The organism is Actinoplanes sp. NPDC051537 (assembly GCF_055586105.1).
This window is the reverse complement of record NZ_JBVJIU010000022.1, coordinates 35,524-61,452: the sequence shown is the minus strand read 5'-3', so window position 1 is coordinate 61,452 and position 25,929 is coordinate 35,524. Positions and strand designations below refer to the sequence as shown.

Genomic DNA, 25,929 nt, shown 5'->3' with positions numbered 1-25,929 from the left:
ACATTCAAGATGACAATTGCTACTGACGCCGCCCGCCTCGCCTTTGTCAGCCTGAATGACATGCGGCCGCCGACGGAGATGAAACGACGCCTGAACGAGCTCGGGCTGCGCAGCCGGCTGCGAGCGAACCCTCGTCTGCAGGGCCGCATCCTGGCCCCGGCCGGGATCTTCCGGCGGCTGCCGGCCACCGCGGGCCTGTACTTCCCCTTCTACCACGACGTGCCGCCGGAGTACGCGTCCGGCCTGCGCCGCCACCTGCTGGCGTTCCGCCGGCTCGGCCCGATGGTCTCCTGGGACGCGGCGCTGGAGATCCTGGCCGGCCGGCGCCCGCTGAACGGCCCGATGTTCTGCCTGTCCTTCGACGACGCCCACCGCAGCTGGCGCGACGTGGTCGCCCCGGCCCTGGCCGACCTCGGGGTGCCGGCCACGTTCTTCGTCACCACCGCGCTGGTCGGCCGGCCCGGCAACCTCACCTGGGACGACTGCCGGGAGCTGCTCGCGGCCGGGCACGGCATCGGCTCGCACTCGGTCACCCACCCCCGGCTCGCCGACTGCGACGACGACACCGCGCTGCGGGAGATCGCCGAGTCCAAGCGGGAGCTGGCGGACGAGCTCGGGTCCGAGATCCGGGACTTCGCCGCCCCGTACGGGCATCCGGCCGTCGATTTCACCCCGCGCGACGTCGCCTTCGCCCGCGAGGCCGGCTACCGCAGTTTCGCCACCACCCTCCGCCCGGCCATGCACGCCGGCGGGCCGCCGATGGCCATCCACCGGCAGGGCCTGCACCCGGCGTGGCCGCTCCGGGCAGTCAGGACCCGGGTTCATGAGTGACACGCGCATCTTCCTCTCCCCGCCCGACGTCAGCGACATCGAGCGCAAGCTGCTGCTGGCCGCGTTCGACTCGAACTGGGTCGCGCCGGTCGGCCCCGACCTCGACGCGTTCGAGGCGCAGGTCGCCGAGCTGGTCGGCGTGCGGCACGCGGTCGCGCTGGCCAGCGGCACCGCCGCGCTGCACCTCGCGCTGGTGGCGGCCGGCGTGCGCCGCGGCGACACCGTGCTGGTGCCGTCGTTCACCTTCGCCGCGACCGCGAACGCCGTGATGTACCTCGGCGCCCGCCCGGTCTTCCTGGACAGCACCCCGGACAGCTGGAACGTCGACCCCGGCCTGGTGGCCGAGGAGCTGCGCGCCCGCGCGCAGCGTGGACAGCTCCCCCGGGCGGTCGTCGCCGTCGACATGTACGGCCAGTGCGCCGACTACCAGCCGCTGCTCGACGCCTGCGACCGCTACGGCGTGCCGCTGATCGAGGACGCGGCCGAGGCACTGGGCGCTTCCTACCGCGGCCGCCCGGCCGGGTCCTTCGGGCTCGCCGGAGTGCTCTCGTTCAACGGCAACAAGATCATTACGACCGGCGGGGGCGGCATGCTGCTCACCGACGACGGCCGGGTCGCGACCCAGACCCGGCACCTGGCCAGCCAGGCCCGCGAGCCGGTGGCGCACTACGAGCACCGGACCGTCGGCTACAACTACCGGCTGTCCAACCTGCTCGCCGCCGTCGGGCGGGGCCAGGTGCAGCGGCTCGACGAGATGATCAAGGCCCGGCGGGAGACCGCCCGCTACTACCGGGAGGCGCTCGCCGACCTGCCCGGCGTCACGTTCATGCCGGTGGCCGGGTACGGCGCGCCCAACTGGTGGCTGACCTGCCTGCTGGTCGACCCGGACGAACGCGACCCGATGCTGGCCCGGCTCGCCCGGCACAACATCGAGGCCCGGCCGGCCTGGAAGCCCATGCACCTGCAGCCGGTCTTCCAGGACTGCGTCATGCGCGGCGGCGAGGTCAGCGCCGGCCTCTTCCGCCGCGGCGTGTGCCTGCCCAGCGGATCCGCGCTCACCGCGCGCGACCGGGAACGCGTCGTCGAGGCCGTGCGGGAGGCATGAGCGGGATGCGCATCGTCTACATCCATCAGTACTACTGCAACCCTCGGATGACCGGCGGGATCCGGTCGTACGAGCAGGCCCGCCGGCTGGTCGGGCGCGGTCACACGGTCGACGTCATCACCACCGACATCGCCGGCGGCCCGCGACGGGTCACCGACGACGACGGCGTCACCGTCCACTGGTTCCCGGTGCCGTACTCGAACCACATGTCGTACGCCCGCCGCCTGCGCGCCTTCGCCGAGTTCATGGCCCTCGCCGCGGCCAAGGCCGCCCGGCTGAGGGCCGACCTGGTCTTCGCCACCAGCACCCCGCTCACCGTCGCCGTCCCCGGGGTGATCGCCGCCAAGCTGCGCGGCGTGCCGTTCGTCTTCGAGGTGCGCGACCTGTGGCCCGAGGTGCCGATCGAGATGGGCGCCCTGCGCAACCCCGTCGCCCGCCGGCTCGCCTGCGGCCTCGCCAACTTCGCCTACCGCAACGCCACCGAGGTGGTCGCGCTCTCCCCCGGCATGGCGGCGGGCGTGGCCGCCCGCCGTCCACAGACCCGGGTCACGATGATTCCCAACGCGGCGGACATGGCCATGTTCGAGTCCGTACGCCCGGAAGCCGTGCACCGCTTCCGGCAGGAGCACCGCTGGCTCGGCGACCGGCCGCTGATCGTCTACACCGGAGCGCTCGGCCAGGTGAACGGCGTCGAGTACCTCGTGCGCGCCGCCCGCCGGATGCGCGAGACCGACCCCGAGTGCCAGGTCCTCATCGTCGGCCACGGCAAGGAGTGGGCGTCGACCAAGGCGCTCGCCGCCTCGGCCGGCCTGCTCGACGTGACCGTGCGCATGTGGGAGCAGGTGCCCAAGGCCGACCTGCCGGTGATCCTCGGCGCCGCCACCATGTCGTCGAGCTTCGTGCGGCCCATCCGCGCGCTCTGGGACAACTCGGCCAACAAGTTCTTCGACGCCCTCGCCGCCGGCCGGCCGATCGCCATCAACTACGGCGGCTGGCAGGCCGACCTCATCGAGGAGTCGGGGGCGGGGCTGGTCCTCGACCCGTACGACGCGGACGCGGCCGGGGCGCTGCTGGCCACCCGCTGCCGGGACGAGCCGTGGCTGCGCCGGGCCCGGGCGGCCGCGCACTCGCTGGCCGTCGAGCGCTTCTCCCGCGACCTTCTCTTCGAGCGTTTCGAGGCGGTACTCACCCGGGCCGCCGGCCTCACCACTCCCGCGGGAGCCGACATTGGAACTGCGTGAATACGTACGGGCATGCCGCCGCCGATGGCTCTGGCTGCTCGTCCCGGTGCTGATCGCCACCGCGGCCGCGGCCGGGCTGAGCCTCTCCTCGCCGCCGGCCTACCGCTCGTCGATGGTCCTGTTCATCACCACCGCCTCCGGGGACCCGGACTCCAAGGCGAGCCGGCTCAACTCGTACATCGCGCTGCTCACCGGCCCCCGCGTGGCGCAGGGCGTGGTCGCCAAGCTCGGCCCGCCGCTCACCGCCGACCAGGTCGAGCAGAGCCTCTCGGCCCAGGTGCAGGACGGCACCGACCTGCTCGTGGTCACCGCCAAGGACCCGTCGGCCGCCCGCAGCCGGCAGATCGTCACCGCCGCCACCGCCGCCCTGGTGCAGCTGGCCAAGCAGCTCGACCCGCCGAGCGCGGCCGCGCCGGACGGGCCGAAGCCGTCGGTCACCATCGCCCAGGACCCGGTCACCACCCGCGAGCCCGGCAACCTGGTGCGCAACCTCGCCTTCTCGGCCGTGCTCGGCCTGCTGGTCGGCGCGATCGCGGTCGCCGCCCGGGAGGCCACCCGCAGGACCGTCAACGAGGAGGACGACCTGCGCCGGCTCGGCCTCGGCACGGTCGGCGTCATCGCGCTGCCCCGCGCGGCCGGACCGCCCGGCGAGGTTCTGGCCGAGGCGTTCCGGCGCCTGCGCAGCCTGCTGCCCGAGGTGACCGGGGGCGGGCCCGGGGACGGGCGCGGCTCCTCGCTGCTGCTCACCGGCAGCCACCCCAAGGAGGGCACCACCGCGATCGCCTGCGGGCTGGCGATCGCGATGGCCGAGACCGGGGCCCGGGTCGTGCTGGTCGACGCCAACCTGCGTACCCCCGGCGTGGGGCGGTACCTGGCCATGGACGCCGGCCCGGGCCTCGCCGACGTGCTCGCCGGTCGCTCGTCGGTGCGCGAGGTCCTGCGCGACTCGCTCGACGGGCGGCTCACCGTGCTGCCCTGCGGCCGCAGCGGATCCGACCCCGGCGAGCTGCTCGCGTCACCCCGACTGGGCGCGGCGATGAGCGCGCTCACCGAGACGTTCGACGTCGTGCTGGTGGACGCGCCGCCGCTGGCCGGCGTCGCCGACCCGGTGGTGCTGAGCAAGGTGACCGACGGCGCGCTGCTGGTCGTGCGGGCCGGCCGCACCCGGGTCGCCGACGTCGAGCGGTCGAAGGACCTGCTCGAGCGGGTCGGCGCGCGGCTGGCCGGCGCGGTGCTCAACGCGCTGCCGCGAAAGCTGCCGACCGGGACCGGTCTGCAGCCGCCGCCGTCGCTGGAGAACTCCGTCGGACTCGGGCTGGTCGCCGAGACGATGGTCATCGTGCCGCCGGAGACGAAGCCGGAGACCAGACCCGTGCGCGCCACCGCCACCGTGCGGCCGCCGCGCGGGCAGGCCAAGGTGATCAACCTCGAGCCGGACGGCGAGCCCGAGCCCGAGAACCTGCCGGTGCCACGGCCGGAGGACGACGATGAGTGAGCTGGCCGAACGGCGCGCCGACCCGATCGCCTGGCTCGGCGACCGGCTGCGCGAGCCGTACGTCCAGCTCGTCGCCTCGCAGCTCCTGGTCGGCGCGGTGGCGCTGGCCGCGAACATCATGATGGTCCGGGCCCTCACCCCGACCCACCGCGGCGAGGTCGCCCTGATGCTCCAGGTCGTCTACCTGGCCACCCAGGCGCTGCTGCTGGGCACCGAGCGCAGCTTCGTCGCGGCCTACCACGAGGCGCCGCCGGCCGCCGCGGTCCGGGCCTACGGCAAGCTGCTGATCGTCCCCTTCGGACTCGGCGCCGCCGTCGCCGCCGCCTACGTGCTGATCGCCGACGAGCCCGGGCCGGTGATCGTGGTGCTCATTGCCGCCTACGCGATGGTCGAGGCGGCCAGCCTCGCGAGCCGGGCCGTGGCCATCTCGATCGGCCGGGTGCACGACTTCCTCGCCAGCCGGGTGGTCGAGTCGATCCTGCTGCTCGCGGTCATGGCGGTCCTGTTCACGGCCCGGGTCGACAGCCCGGCGCTCTGGCTCGTCGCGTACCTCATCGCCTGTCTCGTTCCGACCATCGGCTATCTGGTCTTCTGGCTGCGGCTGCCGGGCGGGACGCTCGACGACCAGAACCGGCTGGTGCGCCGGCAGGGCGCGGCCCTCTTCCCGGCCGCCATCTCCAACATGGCGATGCTGCGCTCGGACCGGCTCGCACTGCCGGTGCTCGCCTCGACCACCGCGCTCGGCCTCTACGCCAGCGTCGCCACCATGACCGAGCTGCTGGCCTGGCCGCTGCGGGCGTACGCCGACTCGCGGCTGGGCCGGTGGCGGCAGGCGCACCAGGAGGGCCGGCTGCGGTCCCGGTCGATCGTCGCCGGAACGATCCTCTACGTGCTGGTCGTCGCCCCGATCGCGGCCGCCGCCCTCTACCTGCTCATCGTCCCCGTCTTCGGGCACGCCTACGCGCCGGCCAAGGCGGTCGTGGTCCCGCTGATCGCCGCCGCCGGGCTCTACGCCATCTCCCGGATCATCCTGGGCCTGCTCGTCGCCCGCGGGCACGGCACGCTGGTGTCGGCGGCCGAGATCGCCGGGTTCGCGGTCAGCTTCGCCGCCTACGTGCTGCTGATCCCCGGCCACGGCATCGCCGGCGCGGCCTGGGGCTCGCTGTTCGGCTACGGCGCCGGGCTGATCTTCGCGCTCGCGGCCACCCGGTTCGCCCGGGCCCCGCTCGAGGCGGCGACGGCATGACCTGGTGGCGCACTCCGCGCGTCTTCCTCGCCCCGGCCATCGTGCTGATGCTGGTGGCGATCGGCGGCCGGTTCACCCTCGACCGGGCCGGCTTCCCCGACCTGGCCTGGGTCGACCTGCGGGTGGTCGGCCTGGCCGGCGCGCTCGCCCTGCTCGTCGTCGACATCGCCCGGCGGCCGCCGGTGGAGACCGCGACCGAGCGGCGCGAGGGCTGGCTGGTCGCCTCGGCGCTGTTCTTCCTCTACCAGATCGCCTCCGGGCTGTGGGCGCCGCACGCGGCCCGGGTCGGGCCGCAAACGCTCGACCTCGTGCTGATGGCGGCGCTGACGATCGCCTTCTACCTGTACGCGATCGGCGACCCGGACACGGTCGTGCGCACCACCTTCCTGCTGTTCTACGTGGCCGGCATCGTCTTCGCCCTGGCCGCGCTGTTCGTCAACGGGCCGGGCGAGCAGGGCCGCTACTCGGCGTTCGGCGGCGGCCCCAACGTCTTCGTCCGCGTCCAGATCCTCGGCATCATCAGCGCCGTCGCCCTGGTGATCACCCGCCGCCGCAAATGGCCGCTGCTGGCCGTGCCGCTGTTCGTCCTCGCCGCCGTGCTCTCCGGCTCCCGCGCCGGCCTGCTCGCCGGGCTGGCCGTGGGCGCCGCCGCCCTGCTCAAGCTGCGCCACCGCCTCAAGGCCGGCCCGGTCGTCGCGGCGGCTCTGCTTCTGACAACGGCCGGGGCGGTCATCTGGCAGTTCGCGCCGCCGCAGTTCACCAGCCTGTTCCAGGAACGGTTCGTCCAGCAGACCGTTCAGCAGCACTACCTCTCCGACCGCACCAGCATCTGGCAGTCGGCGCTGAAACTGGCCGTGGACCACCCGTTCACCGGCGCCGGGCTGGACGGCTTCTACGGCCTCATCGGCGTCAACCAGGGCGTCGAGTACCCGCACAACTACCTGCTCGGGGTGGCGGCCGAGGGCGGCCTGATCGGGATCGGCCTGCTGGCGGCGGCGGTCGTGCTCTGGTCGGCGACCGTGCGCGGCGGCGGGGCCCGTCCCCAGCTGACCGGGCTGGCCGTGGCCGCGGCCATCTTCGTGGCGCTGAGCAGCCTGTTCTCCGGCGACTACTACGACGCCCGGCTCGCCTGGCTGTTCGCCGCCATGGCCGCGGCCGCCGCGACGGTGCCGTCGGTGCGCAACGAAACCCGGGAGCTGGTGCCAGGATGACCCGCCGCCGAACCGTTCTGCTGCTGGGCGCGGCCTCGCTGCTCGCCGCCTGCGGGCACGACGACGACGTCCCGGCGATGATGAAGCCGCTGCCCGCGCCGCCCGCCTCGACGCCGCCGCAGGCGAAACTGCGGCCGGTCGCCGACTGGACCGGCGTCTTCCAGCAGAGCTGGGACTACCAGTGGCAGAACAGCCTGCCGCTGAGCCGCTCCGACGACAGCTGGGACCACTACGACCTGTCCTACTCGGTCGACTCGTGCGTGGCCATGTTCCGGGCCACCGACGAGGGCCGCTACCTCGACCGGGCGCTCACCTTCGTGGAGAACGTGGCCACCGCTGCCCGGCCGTCCTCGTCGCTGCCGCACTCCGGCTTCCACGACCGCTACCTCGGCTGGGCGTCGTCGAAGTCGGGCGAGGGCGGCGACGAGGTGCCGCTCTACGAGAGCTACTTCTGGCGGTACGGGACGGCGCTGCTGGTGGCGATGCGGGACGGCCGCGTGCAGAACGACCGCTACCGGCGGCTGCTCGAGTTCGCCGAGGTCAACGTCTTCGAGAAGTGGTACGCGCGGGGCACCGACAACCTCAACCGCGAGCGCACCCACATGGCCGCGCACTGGGCGCTCATCGCCGACAACCTGGCCCAGGTCACCAACGACGCCGGCCGCAAGGCCCGCTACACCGAGGTGGCCGGGAGCATCGACACGAGGCTGCGCAAGCAGATGCGGCGCAACCCGGCCGAGCCGACCGCCTACTTCTGGTCGGACAAGTGGGGGTCGGCGAAACGGCCGGGACAGGACGTCAGCCACGGCAACGGCGTCATGGCGTACGTGTCCGAGTCGCCGAACTGGTCCACCACGGACATGACCGCGTTCTGCTCCCTGCTCACCCACGTGGTCTGGCCCGGCGGCACCACCTACCGGGCGTACGTGGACGGCACCGGCGCCGACAACGGCTGGCTCTCGGACGGGTTCGTGAAGCTGGGCCGCTTCGACCCGGCCACCCAGATGCGGCTCGACGGCCACCGCGTCGTCAACGACCAGTTCGCCGCGAACATGGCGCTGAACGCCCGGATCCTGAAGTCGGGGCGGAAAGAGGGGGGACGATGACCGCATCGCTCGTGGACCCGGCATCTTCGGCGTGGGCCGGGGCGCTGGGCCGTCTCGATCACGACATGTATCACTCGCCTTCGTATGTGGCTCTGGACGCCGAGCTCTACGGCGGGTCTCCACGGGCGTTCGTCTTCGAACGGTCCGGGCATGTTTTGCTGATGCCGTTGATCGTGCGGGACATTCCGGACATTTCTCTGCGGGACGCGCTGTCTCCCTACGGCTACCCGGCGCCGGTCGCCGACACGCTCGACCCCGCCTTCTGGTCCGACGCGTGCGATGCGCTGGTCGAGACGCTGCGCGAGGCCGGGATCGTCAGCGCCTTCATCCGGCTGCACCCGCTTCTCGCCGTACCCCTGCCGGTGTTGTCTTCGAAGGGCGGGCTGGTGCGGCATGGCGAGACCGTCTCGATGGATCTGACCGTCCCGGTCGAGGAAATGTGGCGCCAGACGCGGTCCGACCACCGCAACCACATCAACCGGGCCCGCCGCGCCGGCACCAAGGTGGTTTTCGACGACTGGGACCGGCTCGGCGAGTGGGTGGCCGTCTACCACGACAACATGCGCCGGGTCGGCGCCGGCGACTACTACTTCTTCACCGAGAGGCACCTGGCCACGCTGCACGACGCGGTCGGCGACCGGATGCACCTCGCGGTGGCCCTGGAGGGCGACGAGGTGGTCGGCGGCAACACGTTCTTCGAGCACGACGGAATCGCCACCGGCTACGTCTCGTCGACCCGCCGCGCCCGCAACCGGTACGCCGACGAGATGCTCTACGACGAGGTGCGCCGCTTCTGCAAGGCCCGCGGCGACCGGGTCTTCCACCTCGGCGGCGGCAAGGGCGGCAGCAACGACTCGCTGTTCTTCTACAAGTCGGGCTTCTCGCCGAGCCGGCACCCGTTCCACACCTGGCGGGTGGTCGCCGACCCGTCCGCGTACCGGGGGCTGGTCTCGGCCCGCCGGCCCGGCGCCGACCCGGACGACCTGACCGCCACCTTCCCGAGCTACCGCTGAGGAGCCACCATGCGGATCACCTGCGTCGGCGGCGGACCCGCCGGTCTCTACTTCGCGGTGCTGGCCAAGCTGGCCGACCCCGATCACCAGGTCACCGTCCTCGAGCGGAACCCGGCCGGGGTCACGTACGGCTGGGGGGTCGTCTTCTGGGATGACCTGCTCGACGACCTGTTCGCGCACGACCCGGTCAGCGCCCGGCGCATCTGGGACGCGGCCTGCAAGTGGGACGAGTACGAGGTGCGCGCCACCGGCAAGGCCACCACCCACCAGGCCGGCTACGGCTACAGCCTGGGCCGCCACAAGCTGCTCGACATCCTCGCCGAGCGGGCCGTCGAGCTCGGCGTCGACCTGCGCTACCGCGCGCCGCTGGACGTGATTCCCGACGCCGACCTGGTCGTGGCCTGCGACGGCGCCGGCAGCCATTTCCGCGCCGAGGAGGCCGGCCACTTCGGCGCCGAGGTCGCGGAGGGCGAGAACAAGTACATCTGGATGGGCACGCCGTTCCGCTTCGGCACGTTCACGTTCGGCTTCGAGAAGACCCCGGCCGGCTGGATCTGGTTCCACGCCTACCCGTTCAGCGACGAGGCCAGCACGTTCATCGTGGAGTGCCGGCCGTCGACCTGGGCCGCGCTCGGCTTCGACCGGTCCGGCGGCCGGGAGAGCTCCGACCGCCTGGCCCACATCTTCGCGGCCCACCTCGACGGCGCCCCGCTGATCGACCAGCGGGCCGAGACCGGCGGCACCGGCTGGCTGAACTTCCGCCGGGTGACCGCCCGCCGCTGGGACCACGGCAACGTGGTGCTGATGGGCGACGCCGCGCACACCACGCACTTCGCGATCGGCTCCGGCACCAAGCTGGCCATGCAGGACGCGATGGCGCTGGCCGCGGCGATCGGCGGGGGTGGCGACCTGGCGGCGGCGCTCGAACGCTACGAGGACACCCGGAAGGCGGCGCTGGCGCCCCTGCAGCGAGCGGCCAAGGCGAGCAGCGAGTGGTTCGAGCGGATGCCGGCGTACGGGGACCTGCCCGCGAAGCAGTTCTCCTACGCCCTGGCGAACCGCCGTGGCGAGTACCCGCTGTGGCGCTATGCCCTGCACATGACGACGCAGTTCCCGCCGTCGCGGGCGATGCTGCGGCGGGCGCTGACGCTGCGCCGCGCGCTCCGGGCCCGGCGCCGGGCCAAGGCCTTCCCGCCCGGCCACCCGGGCGCCGCCACGGTCAGCGGTCAGGCCACGCCGGCCGCGACCGGCTGACGATCCCACCCGGCGGGCGGCAGGGCGGGCACCGGCCAGCCGGGATCGGGGCGAAAGTCGCGCCACGTCCCGTCGAAGGGGAACGCGGCGGCCTCGATGTCCGCGACGACCCGCTCCCCCTCGGCGCGAATGCCGGCCGCCTCCTCGGCGGTCCAGTAGCCGGGGTGGCCGACGCGCTCGAGGTACTCGCCCTCGTCCTTCCACCGCCACGCGCGGCCGGGCGTGACCACGATGTCGAGGGCATGGTCGAACGTGTCGACACCGACCAGGCCGTCGGCGGCCCAGAGCGCGGGCGGCGCCTCGAGATTGACGTACCACCGGTCGAGGGCGAAATCGCGGTCGAACATCCACCACACCGAGTGCGCGCGGCCGGGCCGGAACAGGTGCAGCACATGAAGGCCGCTCCACGTCAGCGGGGCGAGCCGCCATTCGACGGTGTGCCGCAGCCGGAACGGGATCTCCCGCCGGTCGCGGCCGTCGGCGGTACGGCGGAAGAGCCACGGCGTGCCGATCGGCCGCCACGTCAGCAGCCCCCGCTCGTCGTGGGAGACGACGCGCTGCGGCATGACACCGACGAGTTGCCCGTTCCCGCGGAAGTCCCGATAGAGCACGTCGCGCCCGGCACTGAAGTTCATGACCGCCGACCGTATCGGGGGTTGTCGAGCGCGAAGGCTTGACGTTGTCGCAGCGTCAAGGTGTCTGCTGGACGCATGCGGATCGGAGAACTCGCCGACCTGGTCGGTATCAGCACCCGGGCCATCCGGCACTACCACCGGATCGGCCTGCTGCCCGAGCCCGCGCGCCGGGGGAACGGCTACCGCGAGTACTCGCTGCGGGACGCCGTCGAGCTGGCCCGCGTGCGGCGCCTCGTCGAGGTGGGCCTGAGCCTGGGCGAGGTCGGCGACGTGCTGGCCGGCGACGCCGAGCGGGATCTCACCGAGATTCTGCGCGAGCTCGACGCCGATCTGGCCGGCCAGGAAGCCGACATCCGCAAGCGCCGGGCTCGGCTGGCCCAGCTGCTGCGGCAGGCCGAGGACGGCATGCCGTCCGAGCAGGCGCCGGTCTCGCCCGGGCTGGCCGGGTTCTTCCACGGCATGCCCGAGGGGGACGGGCCGGGCCCGGCGGCGGGCTCGGCGGCGGCGAAGGACCGCGAGGTGATGGCCCTGCTGGAGACCGTCTCCACGGCCCACGGCGCCGACTGGATGGACATGCTCACCGGGACGCTGGAATCCGACCCGGCCGCCGCGGAACGCGCCTACGGGGTCTACGCGCTCCTCGACGAGCTGGCCGACGCGGAGACCGACGATCCGCGGGTCGAGGCGGCGGCCCGGGCGGTCGTGGCGGCCATCCCGGAGCCGGCCCGGCAGGCCATCCAGATCCCGGACGGCTTTTTCGACGCACCCGGCGAGGGCTTCGCGGCCGCCTTCTTCGCCGATTTCACCCCCGCCCAGGCGGCCGCGATCCGACGGGCCACCGAGTTGATGAGGAGACCATCATGACCAACATCGAGCTGGTACGCGCCGCCTTCGACGCGTTCAACGACGGCGACGGCGACGCGTGCATGGCGCTCACCGCCCCGGATCTGATCATGAACCTGGCCGAGATGCCGGAGCCCCGGCACGGGAGCAAGGAGTGGCGGGAGGGCTTCGAGCTGATGCGGCGGGCCTTCCCCGACCTGCGGGCACAGATCGAGGACATCGTCGCCGACGACGACAAGGTCGCGCTCCGGCTGCGGTTCCGCGGCACCCACTCCGGCGAGTTCCTGGGCATCCCCGCCACCGGCCGCGCCATCGACTACGTCAGCTTCGAGTTCTATCGCATCGCCGACGGGCTCATCGCCGAGGAGTGGATCTGCTCCGACATGGCGACCCTGTTCCGTCAGATCAGCTGACGGGGCCGGATCGGGGCCCGGCGCGCGTCAGATCAGCTGACGCGGCCGCACCGGGGCCGGGGCGCCGGCGGCGAGCAGGACGGCCGCGAGACGGCGGACGTCACTGGGCGAGCAGCGGTGGTCGACGGGGACGGTGAGCATGCGGGCGGCCAGGCCGGCCGCCTTGCCGTCCCCGCTCCACAGGCCGCCGCGGTCCTGCCGCCAGTGCACCGGCGCGTAGATGCCGTGCGCGGCCAGGTGGCGCACCAGCGCGTCGCGACCGGGCTCGGACGGGCAGACCAGCTGGAGACGGAACGAACCGGCGCCGAGCACCCGCCACGCCGACGTCGAGGGCGGCAGCAGGGCGCGGAGCGAGGCGGCGTTCGCGGCGGAGCGGTCCCGCAGGCCCTGGGCGTCCAGCAGCGGGAGCACGGCGGCGGTGAAGGCGCTGGCCGGGCCGGCACTGCCGAGCAGCGTGTGCTCGCCGTTCCGCTGGAGAGCCCGGAAGTCGTCCTTGGGCACCGGTCGGCCGTCCAGCCAGGCCGACTTGAGCAGCATGGCGGCCAGCTTGAGCTGGGCGCCACCGCTCTCCTCGCCGGCCGGCCGCGGCAGCTCCTGCGACTGCGGCGACCACAGCAGGCCGCCGTCGGGCACCGGCAACGTCTTGCGGAGCGAGGCCACGGCGTACGCGGCGCGGCTGTCCGAAGCCCACGCGCTCAGCGGGTCGTGGGAATGGTCCTCGATCACCACCACCCCGGGATCGGCGCCGGCGAACGGGTCGTCACGGCCGAACAGGTTCTGCACCAGCACCACGTCACCGGGGATGGCGCGCAGCGTCGGCCGGCGCGGGCCACCGTCGTCGGGCAGGTGGCGGTACCAGGCGATCGGGACCTCGGCCGAGAGCGCCTCGGCCACGCCCATGCAGAAGTACGACGGGAGGTGCAGCCGCCCCCGCGGGCGCAGCATCCGCAGCAGCGAGATCAGGGCGCCGCAGCCGGTGGCGAACAGCTCGTGCCCGGCCGGCAGCCACGGGGCGGCCGCACCGACCGAGGCCGGATCCCAGTGGAACTCCGAGCCGATCTCAGGCGGCATTGCGCTGGACGTTGAGCTGGTCGACGTGGACCGGCGGCTCGCCGCGGTGCAACGAGGTCGCCGTACGCCACAGGATGCGCAGGTCGAGCGCGGGCGACCAGTGGTCGATGTACCAGCGGTCGAGCACGAACCGCTGCTCCCAGTGGATGTCCTCGCGGCCGTTCACCTGCGCCCACCCGGTGATGCCGGGCCGGACCTCGAGCCGGCGGCGATCGTCCGGGGAGTAGTGGGCGACCTGCGGCAGCACGTCCGGGCGCGGGCCGACCAGGCTCATCCGGCCGGTCAGCACGTTCACCAGCTGCGGCAGCTCGTCGAGGCTGGTGCGGCGCAGGAACCGGCCGCAGCGGGTGATCCGGGGGTCGTTCTCGAGCAGGCCGAACGGGTCGGCGAGGCCGATCTCGCGGGCCATCGCCACCGAGTCGTGCACCATCGTCCGGAACTTCCACATCCGGAACGGAACGCCGTCCTTGCCGGCGCGCTCCTGCTTGAACAGCACGCCCCGGCCGTCGGCGACCCGGATCCAGGCGGCGATGACCAGGATGACGGGGGCGAGGACGAGCAGCGCGACGGCGGCGGTCATCACCATCAAGAGGTTCCAGGTCTTGCGGGTCATAGCGACTCCACATTCGGTCCGGTGAGGCGGCGCCGGGTGTCGAGCACGTACCCGGCGTGCTGGAGGACGAGGTCGAGATCGAAGGCGTCGTGGTCGGCGAGCAGCAACACGGCGTCGGCGTCGGCCAGCTGCGAAGCGGTCGGCTGGACGCGGGCGACCCGGCGGTCGACGTGCGCGTCCTCGACGACGTGCGGATCGGCGGCGCGGACGTCGGCGCCCATTTCCAGGAGCAGCGCGGCGATCCGGCGGGCGGGCGACTCGCGCGCGTCGCCGGTGTTCTTCTTGTACGCGAGCCCGAGCAGCAGAATCGTGGACCCGTTGACCGCTTTCCGCCGCGAATTCAGGGCCGCGACCAGGCGGCGTACCACGTAATCGGGCATGTGGTTGTTGACGTCGTTGGCGAGCTCGACGAACCGGAAGCTCTGCCCGAGCGTCCGCTGCACGCGCCAGCTCAGGTAGGACGGGTCGATCGGCAGGCAGTGCCCGCCGACGCCGGGGCCGGGCACGAACCGCATGTAGCCGAACGGCTTGGTCGACGCCGCACCGATCGCCTCCCAGACGTCGATGCCGAGGTCGTGCGCGAACACCGCGAGCTCGTTTACCAGCGCGATGTTGACGTGCCGGAAGGTGTTCTCGAGCAGCTTGGCGAGCTCGGCGACGCGCGTGTCGGAGACCGGGATCGTGCGGTCGACGACGGTGTCGTAGAAGGTCTGCACCGCGCGCAACGAAGGCTCGTTGATGCCGGAGACGACCTTCGGGGTGGTGACCAGGCTCCACTCGCGGTTGCCGGGGTCGATGCGCTCGGGGCTGTAGCCGAGGAAGAAGTCCGTGCCCGCGAGAAGCCCGGAGCCCTCCTCGAGCAGCGGCGCCACCAGCTCGGCGGTGGTGCCGGGATAGGTGGTGGACTCCAGCGCGACGGTGGCGCCGGGGCGGAGGAAACGGGCGAGGGTGCGGGCGGACTCCTCGATGTACGTGAGGTCGGGCGTCCCGTCGCGCAGCGGGGTGGGCACGGCGATGACCGCCACGTCGAAGCCGGCGCACGAGCGGGGATCGGCGGTGGGATGGAAGGAGTCCAGGGAGCGCAGCACCGACGAGGGGACGTCGTCGACATAGGACTCGCCGGCGGCGAGGCGCTTGATGCGCTCGTCGTCGATGTCGAACGCCACCACGTCGTGGCCCACCTGCGCGGCCCGCACGGCGAGCGGCAGGCCGACGTAGCCCTGCCCGCAGACGACGACCTTGGTCATGTCAGTGCCTTCCGTTGCTGGTGTGGGCGGCGGACAGGGCCGGGCTCTCGGCCAGCCAGCGCAGCACCGCGATGAGGTCCTGGCGCGGGGCGGTGGGGTCGAGCAGGGAGAGGACCGCGCCGTCCAGCGGCGGCACCGGCACCTGGGACAGCAGCGGGTGGTGGGGCCGGCGGTCCTCCTCGCCCGGGCCTAGCAGCACCTCGCAGAGCTTCTCGCCGGGCCGCAGCCCGGTGTAGACGACCCGGATGTGCCGGTCGGCCGCGTCGGCCAGCCGCTTGGCGACGTCGGCGATGCGCACCGGCTCGCCCATGTCGAGCACGAGCACCTCGCCCGCGCTGTGCACGGCGCCGGCCTGCACGACCAGCCGCACCGCCTCCTGGACGGTCATGAAGAAGCGGGACACGTCGGGGTCGGTGACGGTGATCGGGCCGCCCTTGGCCACCTGCGCCTCGAACGCGGTCAGCACCGAGCCGCGGCTGCCCAGCACGTTGCCGAAGCGGACGCTGCAGTAGGTGCCGCCGGCCGACTCGTCGGCGGCCGCGGTGAGCCGCTCGGTGATGCGCTTGGAGTAGCCGAGCACGCTGCACGGGTCGGCGGCCTTGTCGGTGGAGATGTTCACGAACCGCTCGACGCCGTGCCGCAGCGCGGTCTGGAGCATCTGGTAGGTGCCGATGATGTTGGTCTTGAGCGCCTCGGACGGGTGCATCTCCAGCAGCGGCAGGTGTTTGAGGGCGGCGGCGTGGAAGACGACCTGGGGCCGGTGCTCGCGGAACACCTCGTCGAGGCGCTGCTGGTCGCGGATGTCGGCGACGACCAGGTTGCGGTCGTCGAGCAGGCCGCGGCCGTCCATCGAGAGCTGCACCGCGTGCAGGCCGGACTCGTCGCGGTCGAGCATCACGACCCGCTCCGGGCGGAACTGGGCGATCTGCCGGCACAGCTCGGAGCCGATCGAGCCGCCGGCCCCGGTGACCAGCACCCGGCGGCCCTCCAGGTAGCCGGCGACCGCGGCCAGGTCGATGCCGATCTCGCGGCGGCCGAGCAGGTCGGCGTGGCTGACCGGGCGGATGTCCTCGATGCTGACGGCGCGGCCGAACAGCTCGACCACCGGCGGCACGACCTGCACGCCGACGTTGAGCGCGCCGGCCAGGTCGCTCAGCTCGCGGACGAGGTCGGCGCTCGCGCTCGGGATCGCGATGAGCACGGCGTCGGCGTCGTACCGGCTGATCACCTGGGCCAGCGCGTGCCGGTTGCCGGTCACCGGCACCCCCATGATCCGCAGGGCGCGCTTGCGGGGGTCGTCGTCGAGCAGGGCGACCGGGACGTACGGGCTGGACGGCGTCCGCAGCATCGCGCGGACCACCTGGGCCGCCCCCTCGCCGGCGCCCATCACCACCACCCGGGTGCCCTCGTCCGGCGACGGCCGCAGGCGCTGGTCGTGCAGCAGGCGCACGGCGTAGCGCACCCCGGCCGCGAGGACGAGGGCGATCAGGCCGGACCCGATGATCGCGGCGCGCGGCACGAGCCGGCCCAGGAGGGTGTCGAGGACGAAGACCACCGGCGTGGTCACCGCGGCGGTCTTGGCCAGCGCGGCGATCTCCTCGAAGCAGCCGTACGACCACCGGCCGGTGTAGAGGCCGAAGTGGATGCCGGCGAGGGTCTGCACCACGGCGGCGACCGCGGCCAGCTCGAGCAGGCCCGAGCAGTTCAGGTACTGCAGGTGGCCGTCGTGGCGCAGCAGCGTCGCGATCAGCATGGCGGCCGCGAGCGCCAGCGCGTCGGCGCCGGCCCGCGCCGCTCGTCCGGGGAGGGCGGCCCAGAGCCATGGCGTGGGCCATGAGCCGCCCGGGCGCCAGTCGCCGGGCGTAGTTTCGTCCATGGTTCCGCCGGACACCGGCCGAGCCTCCATGGTCCCCCCTCGCGACAATTTCCGTCCCTTTTCCGGAGGGTGTCAGTCGCGCCGGGCAGGCCACAGTAGCAATTGTCATCAGCAACGCGAGGAAGCCTCATGTTGCCTATGACATGGCCTTCACCTGGTGTTTTGCCGTCCGAAAAAAGTGAATGACCATCGCATTACCCGTGACATTTGCTTCTTTTATTGGCACCGCACCGTTTGGCAGCGTCGAATTCCGGGTGTGCCGGAATGGAGTCCGCGATGAGAGTGCTGCACGTCATCACCGCGCTCGACGAGGGCGGCCCCGAGCACCAGCTGCGCCTTCTGGTGGACCGCCTGCCGCACGAGAGCGAGGTCGTCACGCTGTCCCCGCCGGGCGCGGTCGCCGACGCGCTGCGGGCCGGGGGCACCACCGTGCACGAGGTCACCGGCCGCCGCGGGCTGGCCGTCGTCGGCCCGCTGCGCCGCCTCATCCGGCACGGCCGGTTCGACCTCGTGCACACCCACGTCCACCGGGCCTGCGTGCCGGGCCGGTTCGCCGCCCGCCTGGCCGGCGTCCCCCGGGTCGTCGCCACCGAGCACCGCCTCGGCGACACCGCCGGCCGCCTCTACCTGGCCGGCGAGCGGCTCGGCCAGGTCACCATCGCCGCCTCGGCCGCGGTCGCCCGCCGGCTGGCCGACTGGGGCGTGCCGGACGAGCGCATCGAGGTGATCCCCAAGGCGGTCGCGCCCGGCGAGTTCCGCTACGACCCGCGCCTGCGCGCCGCCGTCCGCTCCCGGCTCGGCATCGCCCCCGGCGCGGCCGTGGTCGGCGGCGTCGGCCGGCTCGAGCCCGGCGAGCGCTTCGACCGGCTGGTCCGGGCCGTCGCCGAGGTGCCGGACGCGACCCTGCTGCTGGTCGGCGACGGCCCCGCCCGCGACGCCCTGGAGAAGCTGGCCGCGATCGAGGGCATCGCCGGCCGCGTCGTGTTCGCCGGCCCGGTCGGCCACGCCCGCGAGATGCTCTGCGCCATGGACGTCTTCGCCTCCCCCTGCGAGGACACCTTCGGCCTGGTCGTGCTGGAGGCCATCGCCGCCGGGCTGCCCGCGCTCTACGCCCGCTGCCCGCCGCTGGAGGAGCTGGCCGCGGCGCGGGCCGCGGTCGAGGGCGCCCAGCGGCTCACCCCGCACGACCGCGAGTCGCTCCCCCGCGGGCTGCGGGCCGAGCTGCTCTGCGTGGCCGAGCGCCGGGGCGCGCGCCTGCCCGCCCGCACGGCCGGCCCCCGCTATGACGCCGATCACCTGGCCGACGAGGTGGACCGGGTCTACTCGCGCACCGGCCGGTGAACAATGGCGGCATGGCGACGCTGCGGTCGGTGAATGTCGGCAAGCCCAAGGACGTCGAGTGGCGCGGGCGCACGGTCTTCACCGGCATCTGGAAGTCACCGGTCGCGGGACCGGCCATGGTGCGGCGGCTCAACATCGACGGGGACGGGCAGGGCGACCTCGGCGGGCACGGCGGCGAGATGCGGGCCGTCTTCGTGTACCAGCTCGACTCGTACCGGTACTGGCAGAAGTTCCTCGGCCGCGACGACTTCACGTACGGCCAGTTCGGCGAGAACTTCACGGTCGACGGCCTGCCCGACGACGAGGTACGCATCGGCGACCGCTACCGGATCGGAGCGGCCCTGTTCGAGGTGACCCAGCCGCGCGTCACCTGCTACCGGGTCGGCATCCGGATGGACGAGCCCCGCATGCCGGCCCTGCTCGTCCAGCATCACCGGCCCGGCTTCTACTTCCGGGTGATCGAGGAGGGCGAGGTCCGGGCCGGGGACGAGATCGTCAAGGTCGCCGACGGCCCCGAGCCGCTGACCGTGTCCGAGGTGGACGCCCTGCTCTACCTGCCCGGCCACCCGCGCGAGCGGATCGAGCAGGCGCTGCGCGTCCCCGCCCTCAGCCCCGGCTGGCAGGGCTCGTTCCGGGCGATGCTCGACGAGCCGGAGTCGGCCACCGGCAACGCCGGCCTGGTCGCCGCCGCGCCGCCGCCGGCCTGGGCCGGGTTCCGGCCGCTGCGGGTGACCGCGGTCGAGGCCGAGAGCAGCACGATCGCCTCGGTGCGGCTGGCCGACCCGGACGGCGCGCCGATGCCGGCGGCGCTGCCCGGGCAGTTCCTCACCGTGCGCCTCGGGGCCGGCCTCATCCGCAGCTACTCGCTCTCCGGGCCGCCCGGCGACGCCGGGTACCGGATCAGCGTCAAGCGCGAGCCGCACGGCCGGGCCAGCGGCTACCTGCACACCCACATCCACCCGGGCGACCTGGTCGAGGCGGCGGCGCCGCGGGGAACGTTCGTCCTCACCCCGGGGACGGCGCCCGTGCTGCTGGTCAGCGGCGGCGTCGGCGCGACGCCGGTGCTGGCCATGCTCCACGCCCTCGCCGCCGGGAAGTCGCCGCGCGAGGTGTGGTGGTTGCAGGCCGCCCGCGACGGCGCGGACCGCCCGTTCGGGGCCGAGTCGGCCGCGTTGCTGGGCGGCCTGCCCCGGGCGCACTCCTACGTGGTGCTCAGCCGGCCCGGGCCGGACGACCGGGATTTCGACGGCACCGGCCGGCTCACGGCGGACCTGCTGCGGACGCTGCGGCTGCCGGCCGGCGCGGACGCGTACCTCTGCGGCCCGGCCGCGTTCCTCACCGACGTCTCCGCGGCGCTGGCCGGGTTGGGCGCGCGGGTGCACACCGAGATCTTCGGCGCCCGGCCCGGCCTGACCCCGGGCATCGGGGCGACCCCGTCCCGGCCGCCGCACCCGCCGGCCGGCGAGCCCGGCGCCGGGCCCGCGGTGTCGTTCGCCCGCAGCGACCTGACCGTGCCCTGGCCCGCGGACGCCGGCAGCCTGCTCGACCTGGCCGAGGCGTGCGACGTGCCGGTCCGCTGGTCGTGCCGGGTCGGGGTGTGCCACAACTGCGAGAGCGGCCTGCTCGCCGGCGACGTGGAGTACACGACCGAGCCGGTCGATCCCCCGGCCGAGGGAAGCGTGCTGATCTGCTCCAGCCGCCCGCGCGGCCCGGTCGTGCTCGACCTCTGAGCCTGTCGGTTTTCGGACAATCCTCGGCCTTGCCGCCGTCCCGCGGTCCTGATCGGATCACGTGATGGCCGCAGCGGACCACCTCCTCGGCCTCCTGACGGAGTGCGTCGTCAAGATCGTCGGAGCCCGGGGCGTCTGCGGAAGCGGCGTGCTCGTCGCGCCCGGACACCTGGTCACGTGCGCCCACGTGGCGGAGTCCGACGACCTCGTGGCGATCGAGTGGAACGGCCGCGCGTACGACGGCTTCAAGGTGGAATTCGTGTCGCCCGAGACCGCGGCGCGGACGGCCGTGCGCGGCTTCCCCGACCTGGCGATCATCTCGGTCGACATCCCCGGGCACCCCTGCGCCAAGCTCGACTTCCGCGTCCCCCGGCTCGGCGACGACCTGCACGCCCTCGGCTACGCCGACCGGTACCGCCAGGGGTGGTCGATCGTCGGCGCCACGCCCGCCTACGACGGGCGGGACGGCCGGTTCCTCCAGGTGGCCACCGGCGAGCTCGCCCCCGGCATGTCCGGCGGGCCGGTGCTCAACCTGCGCACCGGCGGCGTCTGCGCGCTGGTCAAGACCACCCGCGACGACCGGGCCTCGCGCGGCGGGCTGCTGACGCCGCTGGCCGGGCTGCGGACCGCCGACGGCGATCTCTACCGCCGGGTCGTGCGCGGGCACGACCGCCACCACGCCGACACCACCCGGCCCTGGTCGCGCCTGCTCGACGAGCTCGGCGAGGACGAGGAGGGCGCCGCCGGGCGGCACCGCCGCCGCCGCTGGGAGCTCACCCCGGCCGAGGACCGCACGCTGCGCGGGCTGCTCGCCGGCCTGCCGGTGGCGGGCGGTCACGCGGCCCGGCTCGAGGCCGCCCGGCCCTGGCCCGCGCCCCCGGACCACCTGCCGCTGCACGACCACGGCGACGTCGCCACCGAGCTGGCCGAGCTGATGCCCGGCGACGGCCTGCCGTACCTGCTGCGCTACGTCGCGGGCCTGGTCGCCGACGCCGCGCCGGGAACCGCCGAGCCCCTCAACCGGTGGCTGCTGCTGACCGCGGGCGCCATGCGGCGCGGCGACGAGATGACGGCCTGCCTCGCCGCCCCGGAGCGGCCGGCCGAGGTCGAGTCGGTGATGATCCGGCTGCGGCCGTCCGGGCGGGACCACGCCCGCTACGAGCTCACCATCTGGCACCGGCTCGCCTCCGGCGAGGTCGTCGCCCGCGTCACCGACCCGCGGGCGCTGCCGTTCGACGAGGTCAAGCGGCGGATCTTCGAGGTGCTGCCGGAGCAGATCGAGGCGCTCGCCGAGACCGCCGGCGACCTGCCCGTCATGATCGAGTTCCTGGTCCCGGCCGAGCTGATGGACGAGGCCTTCGAGGCGTGGAACCCCTGGCCGCAGCCGTGGTCCCGGCTCGGCCGCCGCCACCCGACCGTCATTCGCGACGTCGACCGCGCCGCGCCCGGCCGCCGCGCCGGGGCCTGGGAACGCCGGTTCCAGGCCCTCCAGCGCGACCTCGTCGGCTCGGTGATGGACGTGGTCGGCTGCGACGACGACGCCGACCACGAGGCGATGGAGGGCCGGCTCCAGCTGCGCGGCGACCTCGCCGTGCTCGCCCTGTCCAGCTCGCCGCTGCGCTCGGGCACCGGGCCGGCGCTGGAGGTCGGGCTGCACGCCGGGGTGCCGGCCGTGCTGTGGCAGCGGGTCGGCTGCGCCGGGCCGGCCGACTGCGCGTGCGACGGGCGGCGCTTCCTCGACGCCCTGGGCCGCGAGGTGGCCGGTATCCGCGGGCCGGAGCTGCCGCGGCGGGTGTGGGAGCTGCGCAACGAGGCGGCCGGCCGGCGCGACGACGGGCACTGCGGCGCGCGGCTCGTGCTGCTGTGGGACGACCCGCGCCGCCGCCCGCCGCACGATCGGATGGTCGACCCGCAGGAGGGGACACGGGATGTCTGACTGGTGGATCTACCGCGGCACGGCCGAGCCGCACGACGGCATCGACCGGCTGCCCGAGCCGCCGCCGTGGCGCACCTTCGACGGCGGGCCGCCGCTCGCCGTCGACCGCGACGCCATCGCGTCCCGCCGGCGGCGGCTGTCGATCGCCACCACCTACCGGGTCGACGAGAAAGCCGTCGACCAGGTCAACACGGCCCTCTACCTGCGCCGGCCGCTGCTGGTGAGCGGCGATCCGGGCACCGGCAAGTCCACCCTGGCCTACGCCGTCGCCCGGGAGCTGCGCCTCGGGTCGGTGCTGCGCTGGCCGATCAGCAGCCGGTCGACCACCCGGGACGGGCTCTACCGCTACGACGCGGTGGGGCGGATCGAGGAGGCCAGCGCCGGGCTCGAGGTGGAGGCCGACCCGGGCCGGTTCATGCGCCTCGGCCCCCTCGGGACGGCTCTGGCCCCGTACCACCTCCCCCGGGTCCTGTTGATCGACGAGATCGACAAGAGCGAGATGGACCTGCCCAACGACCTGCTCGACGTCTTCGAGGAGGGCGAGTTCGAGATTCCAGAGCTGGCCCGGATCGCCGACACCCACCCGGAGGTACGGGTGCGGCCCGCCGACGACGGACCGCCGGTGACCGTGGCCGGTGGCCGCGTCGAGTGCCGCGCGTTCCCCCTGGTCATCCTCACCAGCAACCGCGAGCGCGAGTTCCCGCCGGCGTTCCTGCGGCGGTGCGTGCGCCTGGAGCTCGAACCGCCCGACCAGAGCCGCCTCGAGGCGATCGTCACCGCGCACCTGGGCCGCGCCGAGGCGGCCTCGGCGGCCGACATCATCGACCGCTTCCTGGCCCGCCGCGACCACGCCGAGCTCGCCACCGACCAGCTGCTCAACACCGTCTACCTGATCGCGAGCGCCAACGGCCACGCGCCCGGCACCCGCGAGCACCTCGCCGAGCTGGTCCTGCGCAGCCTCGACGCCGAGGGCTGAGGTGGACGCCGACCGGCTGCAGGCGGCGCTGTCCGCGGCCGGCTGCCCGCTCACGCCGCTGGAGATGTCGGAGGCACTCTGGCTCGCCGCCCGCATCCCCGGGCATCCGGGCGCCCGTCCGCGGCCCGCTCCCGCGCCGGTCGCGCCTCCGCCGGAGAATCGACCCGCGCCGGTACGGCTGATCCCCGTCCCGGAGCAGGCCGGCGACGACACCCCGCTGCACGTCCCGCAGGCGAGCCCCCGGCCGGCGGTGACCACGGCCGAGCGCCCGATCACGGCCGACTACGTGCGCGCCCGCACCGGCAGCGCCCTCCGCTCGGCCCGCGAGGTCATGCGCGCGATCCGCCCGCTCAAGCGCACCGTCACGTCCCGCCGCGACGTGGAGTTCGACGAGGACGCGACGGCCGAGCGGTTCGCCGAGTGCCGGCGCTGGCTGCCGGTCATGCGCCCGGCCGTCACGCCCGCCTTCGACCTGCTCCTGGTGGTCGACCGCGGCGAGGCGAGCCGGATCTGGGAGCAGACGGCGGCCGAGCTCGCCCTGGCGCTGGCCCAGAGCGGCACCTTCGGCCGGGTCCGGGTCCGCTACCTCGCCTTCGCGCCCGGCGGCGAGCCGCGCGTCACCGCCGTCCGCGATCCCGGCCGCCGCCCGGCCCCGGACGAGGACGTCACCGCCCGCGACCTGGTGCTGCTGCTGACCGACGGGGTCGCCGCGGCGTGGCAGGCCGGCCCGGCCCGGCGGGTGCTCGCCCGATGGGCCCGGCACGGCCGGCTCGCCATCGTGCAGCCGTTGCCGGAACGACTCTGGGGCCGGACCGGCCTCCCGCCCGTGCGCGGCCACCTGATCGCCCGGCGGACCCTTCAGTTCCGCGGCTACGGGTCGCCGGGCGGCGCGCCGGTCACCGGGGTCGTGCCGGTGCTCGAGCTCGACCCCCGCTGGCTGGCGCGGTGGTCCGGGCTGATGGCGGAGTCCGCCCCCGACGGCGTCGACGCCGCCGTGGTGATCCTCGACGCCGCCCGCACGCCGGACCCGGCCGACCCGGCGCCGGCCGGCCTGACGCCGCCCGAGCGGCTGCTGCGGTTCCAGGCCGAGGCCAGCCCGGAGGCGTTCCGGCTCGCCCGCTACCTCGCCGCCGTCCCGCTGACCCCGGCCGTGATGCGCGTGGTCCAGGCCGCGATGCTCCCCGAGGCCCGCCTGTCGCACCTGGCCGAGGTGTGGTTCAGCGGCCTGCTGACCCAGATCGGCGCCCTCGGCCAGCCGGTCTACTCGTTCGCGCCGGGCGTGCACGACATCCTGCTGGGCATGCTCCGGGAGTACGAGTACGAGGAGATCCAGCACCGCGTCTCGCAGTACCTGGAACGGCAGGCCGGGATCGGCCGCGGGAGCCTCCTGCTGGCCCGGCCGTCGAGCGGCGGCGCGCACCGGCTGCTGCCGATGAGCCGGCCGTTCGCCCGGATCCGCGCCCGCGCCCAGGCCCGCGGCACCGGCGAGCCGGACATCGTGGAGACGGTGCCGCGCCCGTCCGGAACGCTGGTGCTGACCGGCTCCGGCGTGCACGATCCGCTCTGGGGCCCGACCGTGCTCAGCAGCTCCGACGACCACGCCCTGCTGATCGGCCTGGACGGCGACGCCCGGTCGACGACGCAGGGCGAGCTGGTCGCGCTGGGCGAGGCGCTGGTGACCGCGTCCGGCCTGCCGCCCGCGAACCTGCGCGTCGTCATCAACCCCGACCGTCCCGAGACGCTCCTGCGCGAGGTCACCGAGGCCGCCGGGCGCACCACCGGGACGCTGCTGCTCTACTACTACGGCCACGGCGAGCGGACGGAGCCGGGCGAGCTGCGCCTGGCCGCCGCCGAGGGCTCGATCGCCTACGCGGATCTGCGGGCGGCCCTCGGCGACCTGAACCGGCCGGCCATCGTCATCCTCGACGCCTGCGTGCCGGGCGGCGCGCCGCTGCCGCCGGAGGGCGGGGCACTGCTCTATCTCGACACCCCGCCCACCGCCGCGCACCAGGCGCACGAGACCTTCGCGGACCGGATCGCCGACCTGCTCCGCGGTCCCCCGCCGGGCGCGGCGAACTGCTGGACCCTCCGGCAGCTGCAGGCCGTGCTGCCGATGAGCTTCGCCACGACCGACCAGGCGAGCCGATGGCTGCCCGCCGACCTGAACCTGACGCCGGTGACCGAGCCACCCCCGCCGCGTCCGTCGCCGGCCGCGCCGAAGCCGTCCGACCACGCGGTCACCTCGGCCAAGATGATCATCAGCGGCGGCCCGGCCGACGCGAAGGCGTCCCTGATCGGCACCGTCTCGGAGATCACGCCGCTCACCACCGAGGCCGTCATGACCGGGACCGGCGGCGGAAGCACCACGACCGTCGCGATGGACTTCGGCCGGATCACGGTCGCGCCCGAGATGGTCCTCTATCTGTTCGCCACCCCGAGCCAGACCCGGTTCTGGTTCATGTGGGACGAGCTGATCCGGGGCGCGATCGGCGCCATCGTGCTGGTCGACACCCGGCGCCTGGCCGACTGCTTCGTGCCGCTGGACTACTTCGAGAACCGCGGGCTGCCCTACCTCATCGCGCTGGAGGCGGCCGACGCCGACATCGCGGACGTGCGCAACGCCCTCGCCGTGGGAGCGGACGTCCCGATCGTCCACGTCGACCCGCGCGACCGGGAGTCGGTGCGGTCCGCCATGGTCGGCCTCGTCGAGCACGCGATGGCCACGATTCTCCGGCGGGTAACTTGA

21 protein-coding genes and 1 pseudogene are annotated in these 25,929 nt (G+C 73.9%); 17 read left to right on the top strand and 5 right to left on the bottom strand.

Annotated features, from left to right (window positions below; all coding sequences use genetic code 11):
* The first annotated feature begins 60 nt into the window (after nucleotides 1-60).
* From ACZ6TB_RS40610 to ACZ6TB_RS40570, 9 genes are read left to right on the top strand one after another with little or no spacing between them, the layout of a single operon-like run.
* A complete protein-coding gene (locus ACZ6TB_RS40610; protein WP_465564477.1) occupies nucleotides 61-831 on the top strand; it encodes a polysaccharide deacetylase family protein in 771 nt (256 codons plus the stop codon).
* The gene (locus ACZ6TB_RS40605) at nucleotides 824-1,936 is read left to right on the top strand and encodes a DegT/DnrJ/EryC1/StrS family aminotransferase (protein ID WP_465564474.1); all 1,113 of its coding nucleotides are present in this window, start codon (nucleotides 824-826) and stop codon (nucleotides 1,934-1,936) included. Before ACZ6TB_RS40610 ends, ACZ6TB_RS40605 begins: the two co-directional genes overlap by 8 nt.
* A complete protein-coding gene (locus ACZ6TB_RS40600; RefSeq protein ID WP_465564471.1) occupies nucleotides 1,933-3,177 on the top strand; it encodes a glycosyltransferase family 4 protein in 1,245 nt (414 codons plus the stop codon). The genes ACZ6TB_RS40605 and ACZ6TB_RS40600 overlap by 4 nt, the downstream gene beginning before the upstream one ends.
* Nucleotides 3,164-4,672 (top strand): tyrosine-protein kinase domain-containing protein, encoded by a 1,509-nt coding sequence (locus ACZ6TB_RS40595; protein ID WP_465564468.1) that lies wholly within the window; start codon nucleotides 3,164-3,166, stop codon nucleotides 4,670-4,672. Before ACZ6TB_RS40600 ends, ACZ6TB_RS40595 begins: the two co-directional genes overlap by 14 nt.
* Nucleotides 4,665-5,918: a lipopolysaccharide biosynthesis protein gene (locus ACZ6TB_RS40590; RefSeq protein ID WP_465564466.1), complete on the top strand. Its 1,254-nt coding sequence runs from the start codon at nucleotides 4,665-4,667 to the stop codon at nucleotides 5,916-5,918. Before ACZ6TB_RS40595 ends, ACZ6TB_RS40590 begins: the two co-directional genes overlap by 8 nt.
* Nucleotides 5,915-7,129 (top strand): O-antigen ligase family protein, encoded by a 1,215-nt coding sequence (locus ACZ6TB_RS40585; protein ID WP_465564464.1) that lies wholly within the window; start codon nucleotides 5,915-5,917, stop codon nucleotides 7,127-7,129. The genes ACZ6TB_RS40590 and ACZ6TB_RS40585 overlap by 4 nt, the downstream gene beginning before the upstream one ends.
* A complete protein-coding gene (locus ACZ6TB_RS40580; RefSeq protein ID WP_465564461.1) occupies nucleotides 7,126-8,235 on the top strand; it encodes a hypothetical protein in 1,110 nt (369 codons plus the stop codon). Before ACZ6TB_RS40585 ends, ACZ6TB_RS40580 begins: the two co-directional genes overlap by 4 nt.
* Nucleotides 8,232-9,248: a GNAT family N-acetyltransferase gene (locus ACZ6TB_RS40575; protein WP_465564459.1), complete on the top strand. Its 1,017-nt coding sequence runs from the start codon at nucleotides 8,232-8,234 to the stop codon at nucleotides 9,246-9,248. Before ACZ6TB_RS40580 ends, ACZ6TB_RS40575 begins: the two co-directional genes overlap by 4 nt.
* A gap of 9 nt (nucleotides 9,249-9,257) precedes the next feature.
* Nucleotides 9,258-10,502: an FAD-dependent monooxygenase gene (locus ACZ6TB_RS40570; RefSeq protein WP_465564456.1), complete on the top strand. Its 1,245-nt coding sequence runs from the start codon at nucleotides 9,258-9,260 to the stop codon at nucleotides 10,500-10,502.
* Here ACZ6TB_RS40570 and ACZ6TB_RS40565 read toward each other — a convergent pair.
* Complete coding sequence (locus ACZ6TB_RS40565) at nucleotides 10,475-11,137, bottom strand: ribonuclease FAU-1 family protein (protein WP_465564454.1); 663 nt, start codon at nucleotides 11,135-11,137, stop codon at nucleotides 10,475-10,477. The genes ACZ6TB_RS40570 and ACZ6TB_RS40565 overlap by 28 nt on opposite strands.
* Nucleotides 11,138-11,212: 75 nt before the next feature.
* Here ACZ6TB_RS40565 and ACZ6TB_RS40560 point away from each other — a divergent pair, with 75 nt between their 5' ends.
* Both ACZ6TB_RS40560 and ACZ6TB_RS40555 read left to right on the top strand, forming a co-directional pair.
* Nucleotides 11,213-12,001, top strand: a complete 789-nt coding sequence (locus tag ACZ6TB_RS40560; RefSeq protein ID WP_465564451.1) for a MerR family transcriptional regulator — start codon at nucleotides 11,213-11,215, stop codon at nucleotides 11,999-12,001.
* Nucleotides 11,998-12,393: an ester cyclase gene (locus ACZ6TB_RS40555; protein ID WP_465564448.1), complete on the top strand. Its 396-nt coding sequence runs from the start codon at nucleotides 11,998-12,000 to the stop codon at nucleotides 12,391-12,393. The genes ACZ6TB_RS40560 and ACZ6TB_RS40555 overlap by 4 nt, the downstream gene beginning before the upstream one ends.
* Before the next feature lie 27 nt (nucleotides 12,394-12,420).
* Here the strand turns inward: ACZ6TB_RS40555 and ACZ6TB_RS40550 are convergent, their stop codons facing one another.
* From ACZ6TB_RS40550 to ACZ6TB_RS40535, 4 genes are read right to left on the bottom strand one after another with little or no spacing between them, the layout of a single operon-like run.
* Complete coding sequence (locus tag ACZ6TB_RS40550) at nucleotides 12,421-13,464, bottom strand: hypothetical protein (RefSeq protein WP_465564446.1); 1,044 nt, start codon at nucleotides 13,462-13,464, stop codon at nucleotides 12,421-12,423.
* A complete protein-coding gene (locus tag ACZ6TB_RS40545; RefSeq protein ID WP_465564444.1) occupies nucleotides 13,454-14,077 on the bottom strand; it encodes a sugar transferase in 624 nt (207 codons plus the stop codon). Before ACZ6TB_RS40545 ends, ACZ6TB_RS40550 begins: the two co-directional genes overlap by 11 nt.
* Nucleotides 14,074-15,324: a nucleotide sugar dehydrogenase gene (locus tag ACZ6TB_RS40540; RefSeq protein ID WP_465564441.1), complete on the bottom strand. Its 1,251-nt coding sequence runs from the start codon at nucleotides 15,322-15,324 to the stop codon at nucleotides 14,074-14,076. Before ACZ6TB_RS40540 ends, ACZ6TB_RS40545 begins: the two co-directional genes overlap by 4 nt.
* Nucleotide 15,325: 1 nt before the next feature.
* A complete protein-coding gene (locus ACZ6TB_RS40535) occupies nucleotides 15,326-17,230 on the bottom strand; it encodes a polysaccharide biosynthesis protein (protein ID WP_465564438.1) in 1,905 nt (634 codons plus the stop codon).
* 246 nt (nucleotides 17,231-17,476) lie between these two features.
* Between ACZ6TB_RS40535 and ACZ6TB_RS40530 the strand changes: the two genes are divergently transcribed.
* The 6 genes and pseudogenes from ACZ6TB_RS40530 (at nucleotide 17,477) to ACZ6TB_RS40505 (ending at nucleotide 25,929) form a co-directional block, all read left to right on the top strand.
* On the top strand, nucleotides 17,477-18,541 hold the full coding sequence (locus ACZ6TB_RS40530; RefSeq protein WP_465564435.1) for a glycosyltransferase: 1,065 nt from the start codon (nucleotides 17,477-17,479) through the stop codon (nucleotides 18,539-18,541).
* An 11-nt stretch (nucleotides 18,542-18,552) separates the two neighbouring features.
* The gene (locus ACZ6TB_RS40525) at nucleotides 18,553-20,271 is read left to right on the top strand and encodes an MOSC domain-containing protein (protein WP_465564433.1); all 1,719 of its coding nucleotides are present in this window, start codon (nucleotides 18,553-18,555) and stop codon (nucleotides 20,269-20,271) included.
* 64 nt (nucleotides 20,272-20,335) lie between these two features.
* Nucleotides 20,336-22,207 carry a VMAP-C domain-containing protein gene (locus tag ACZ6TB_RS40520; RefSeq protein WP_465564430.1) on the top strand — a complete coding sequence of 624 codons (1,872 nt, stop codon included), beginning with the start codon at nucleotides 20,336-20,338 and terminating at the stop codon, nucleotides 22,205-22,207.
* Nucleotides 22,200-23,183, top strand: coding sequence for an AAA family ATPase (locus ACZ6TB_RS40515; protein WP_465564428.1), 984 nt, complete (start codon nucleotides 22,200-22,202; stop codon nucleotides 23,181-23,183). Before ACZ6TB_RS40520 ends, ACZ6TB_RS40515 begins: the two co-directional genes overlap by 8 nt.
* 64 nt (nucleotides 23,184-23,247) lie before the next feature.
* A pseudogene (locus tag ACZ6TB_RS40510) lies at nucleotides 23,248-24,540 on the top strand (SAV_2336 N-terminal domain-related protein); the annotation flags it as partial.
* Between the two features lie 894 nt (nucleotides 24,541-25,434).
* On the top strand, nucleotides 25,435-25,929 hold the full coding sequence (locus ACZ6TB_RS40505; protein ID WP_465564788.1) for a GTP-binding protein: 495 nt from the start codon (nucleotides 25,435-25,437) through the stop codon (nucleotides 25,927-25,929).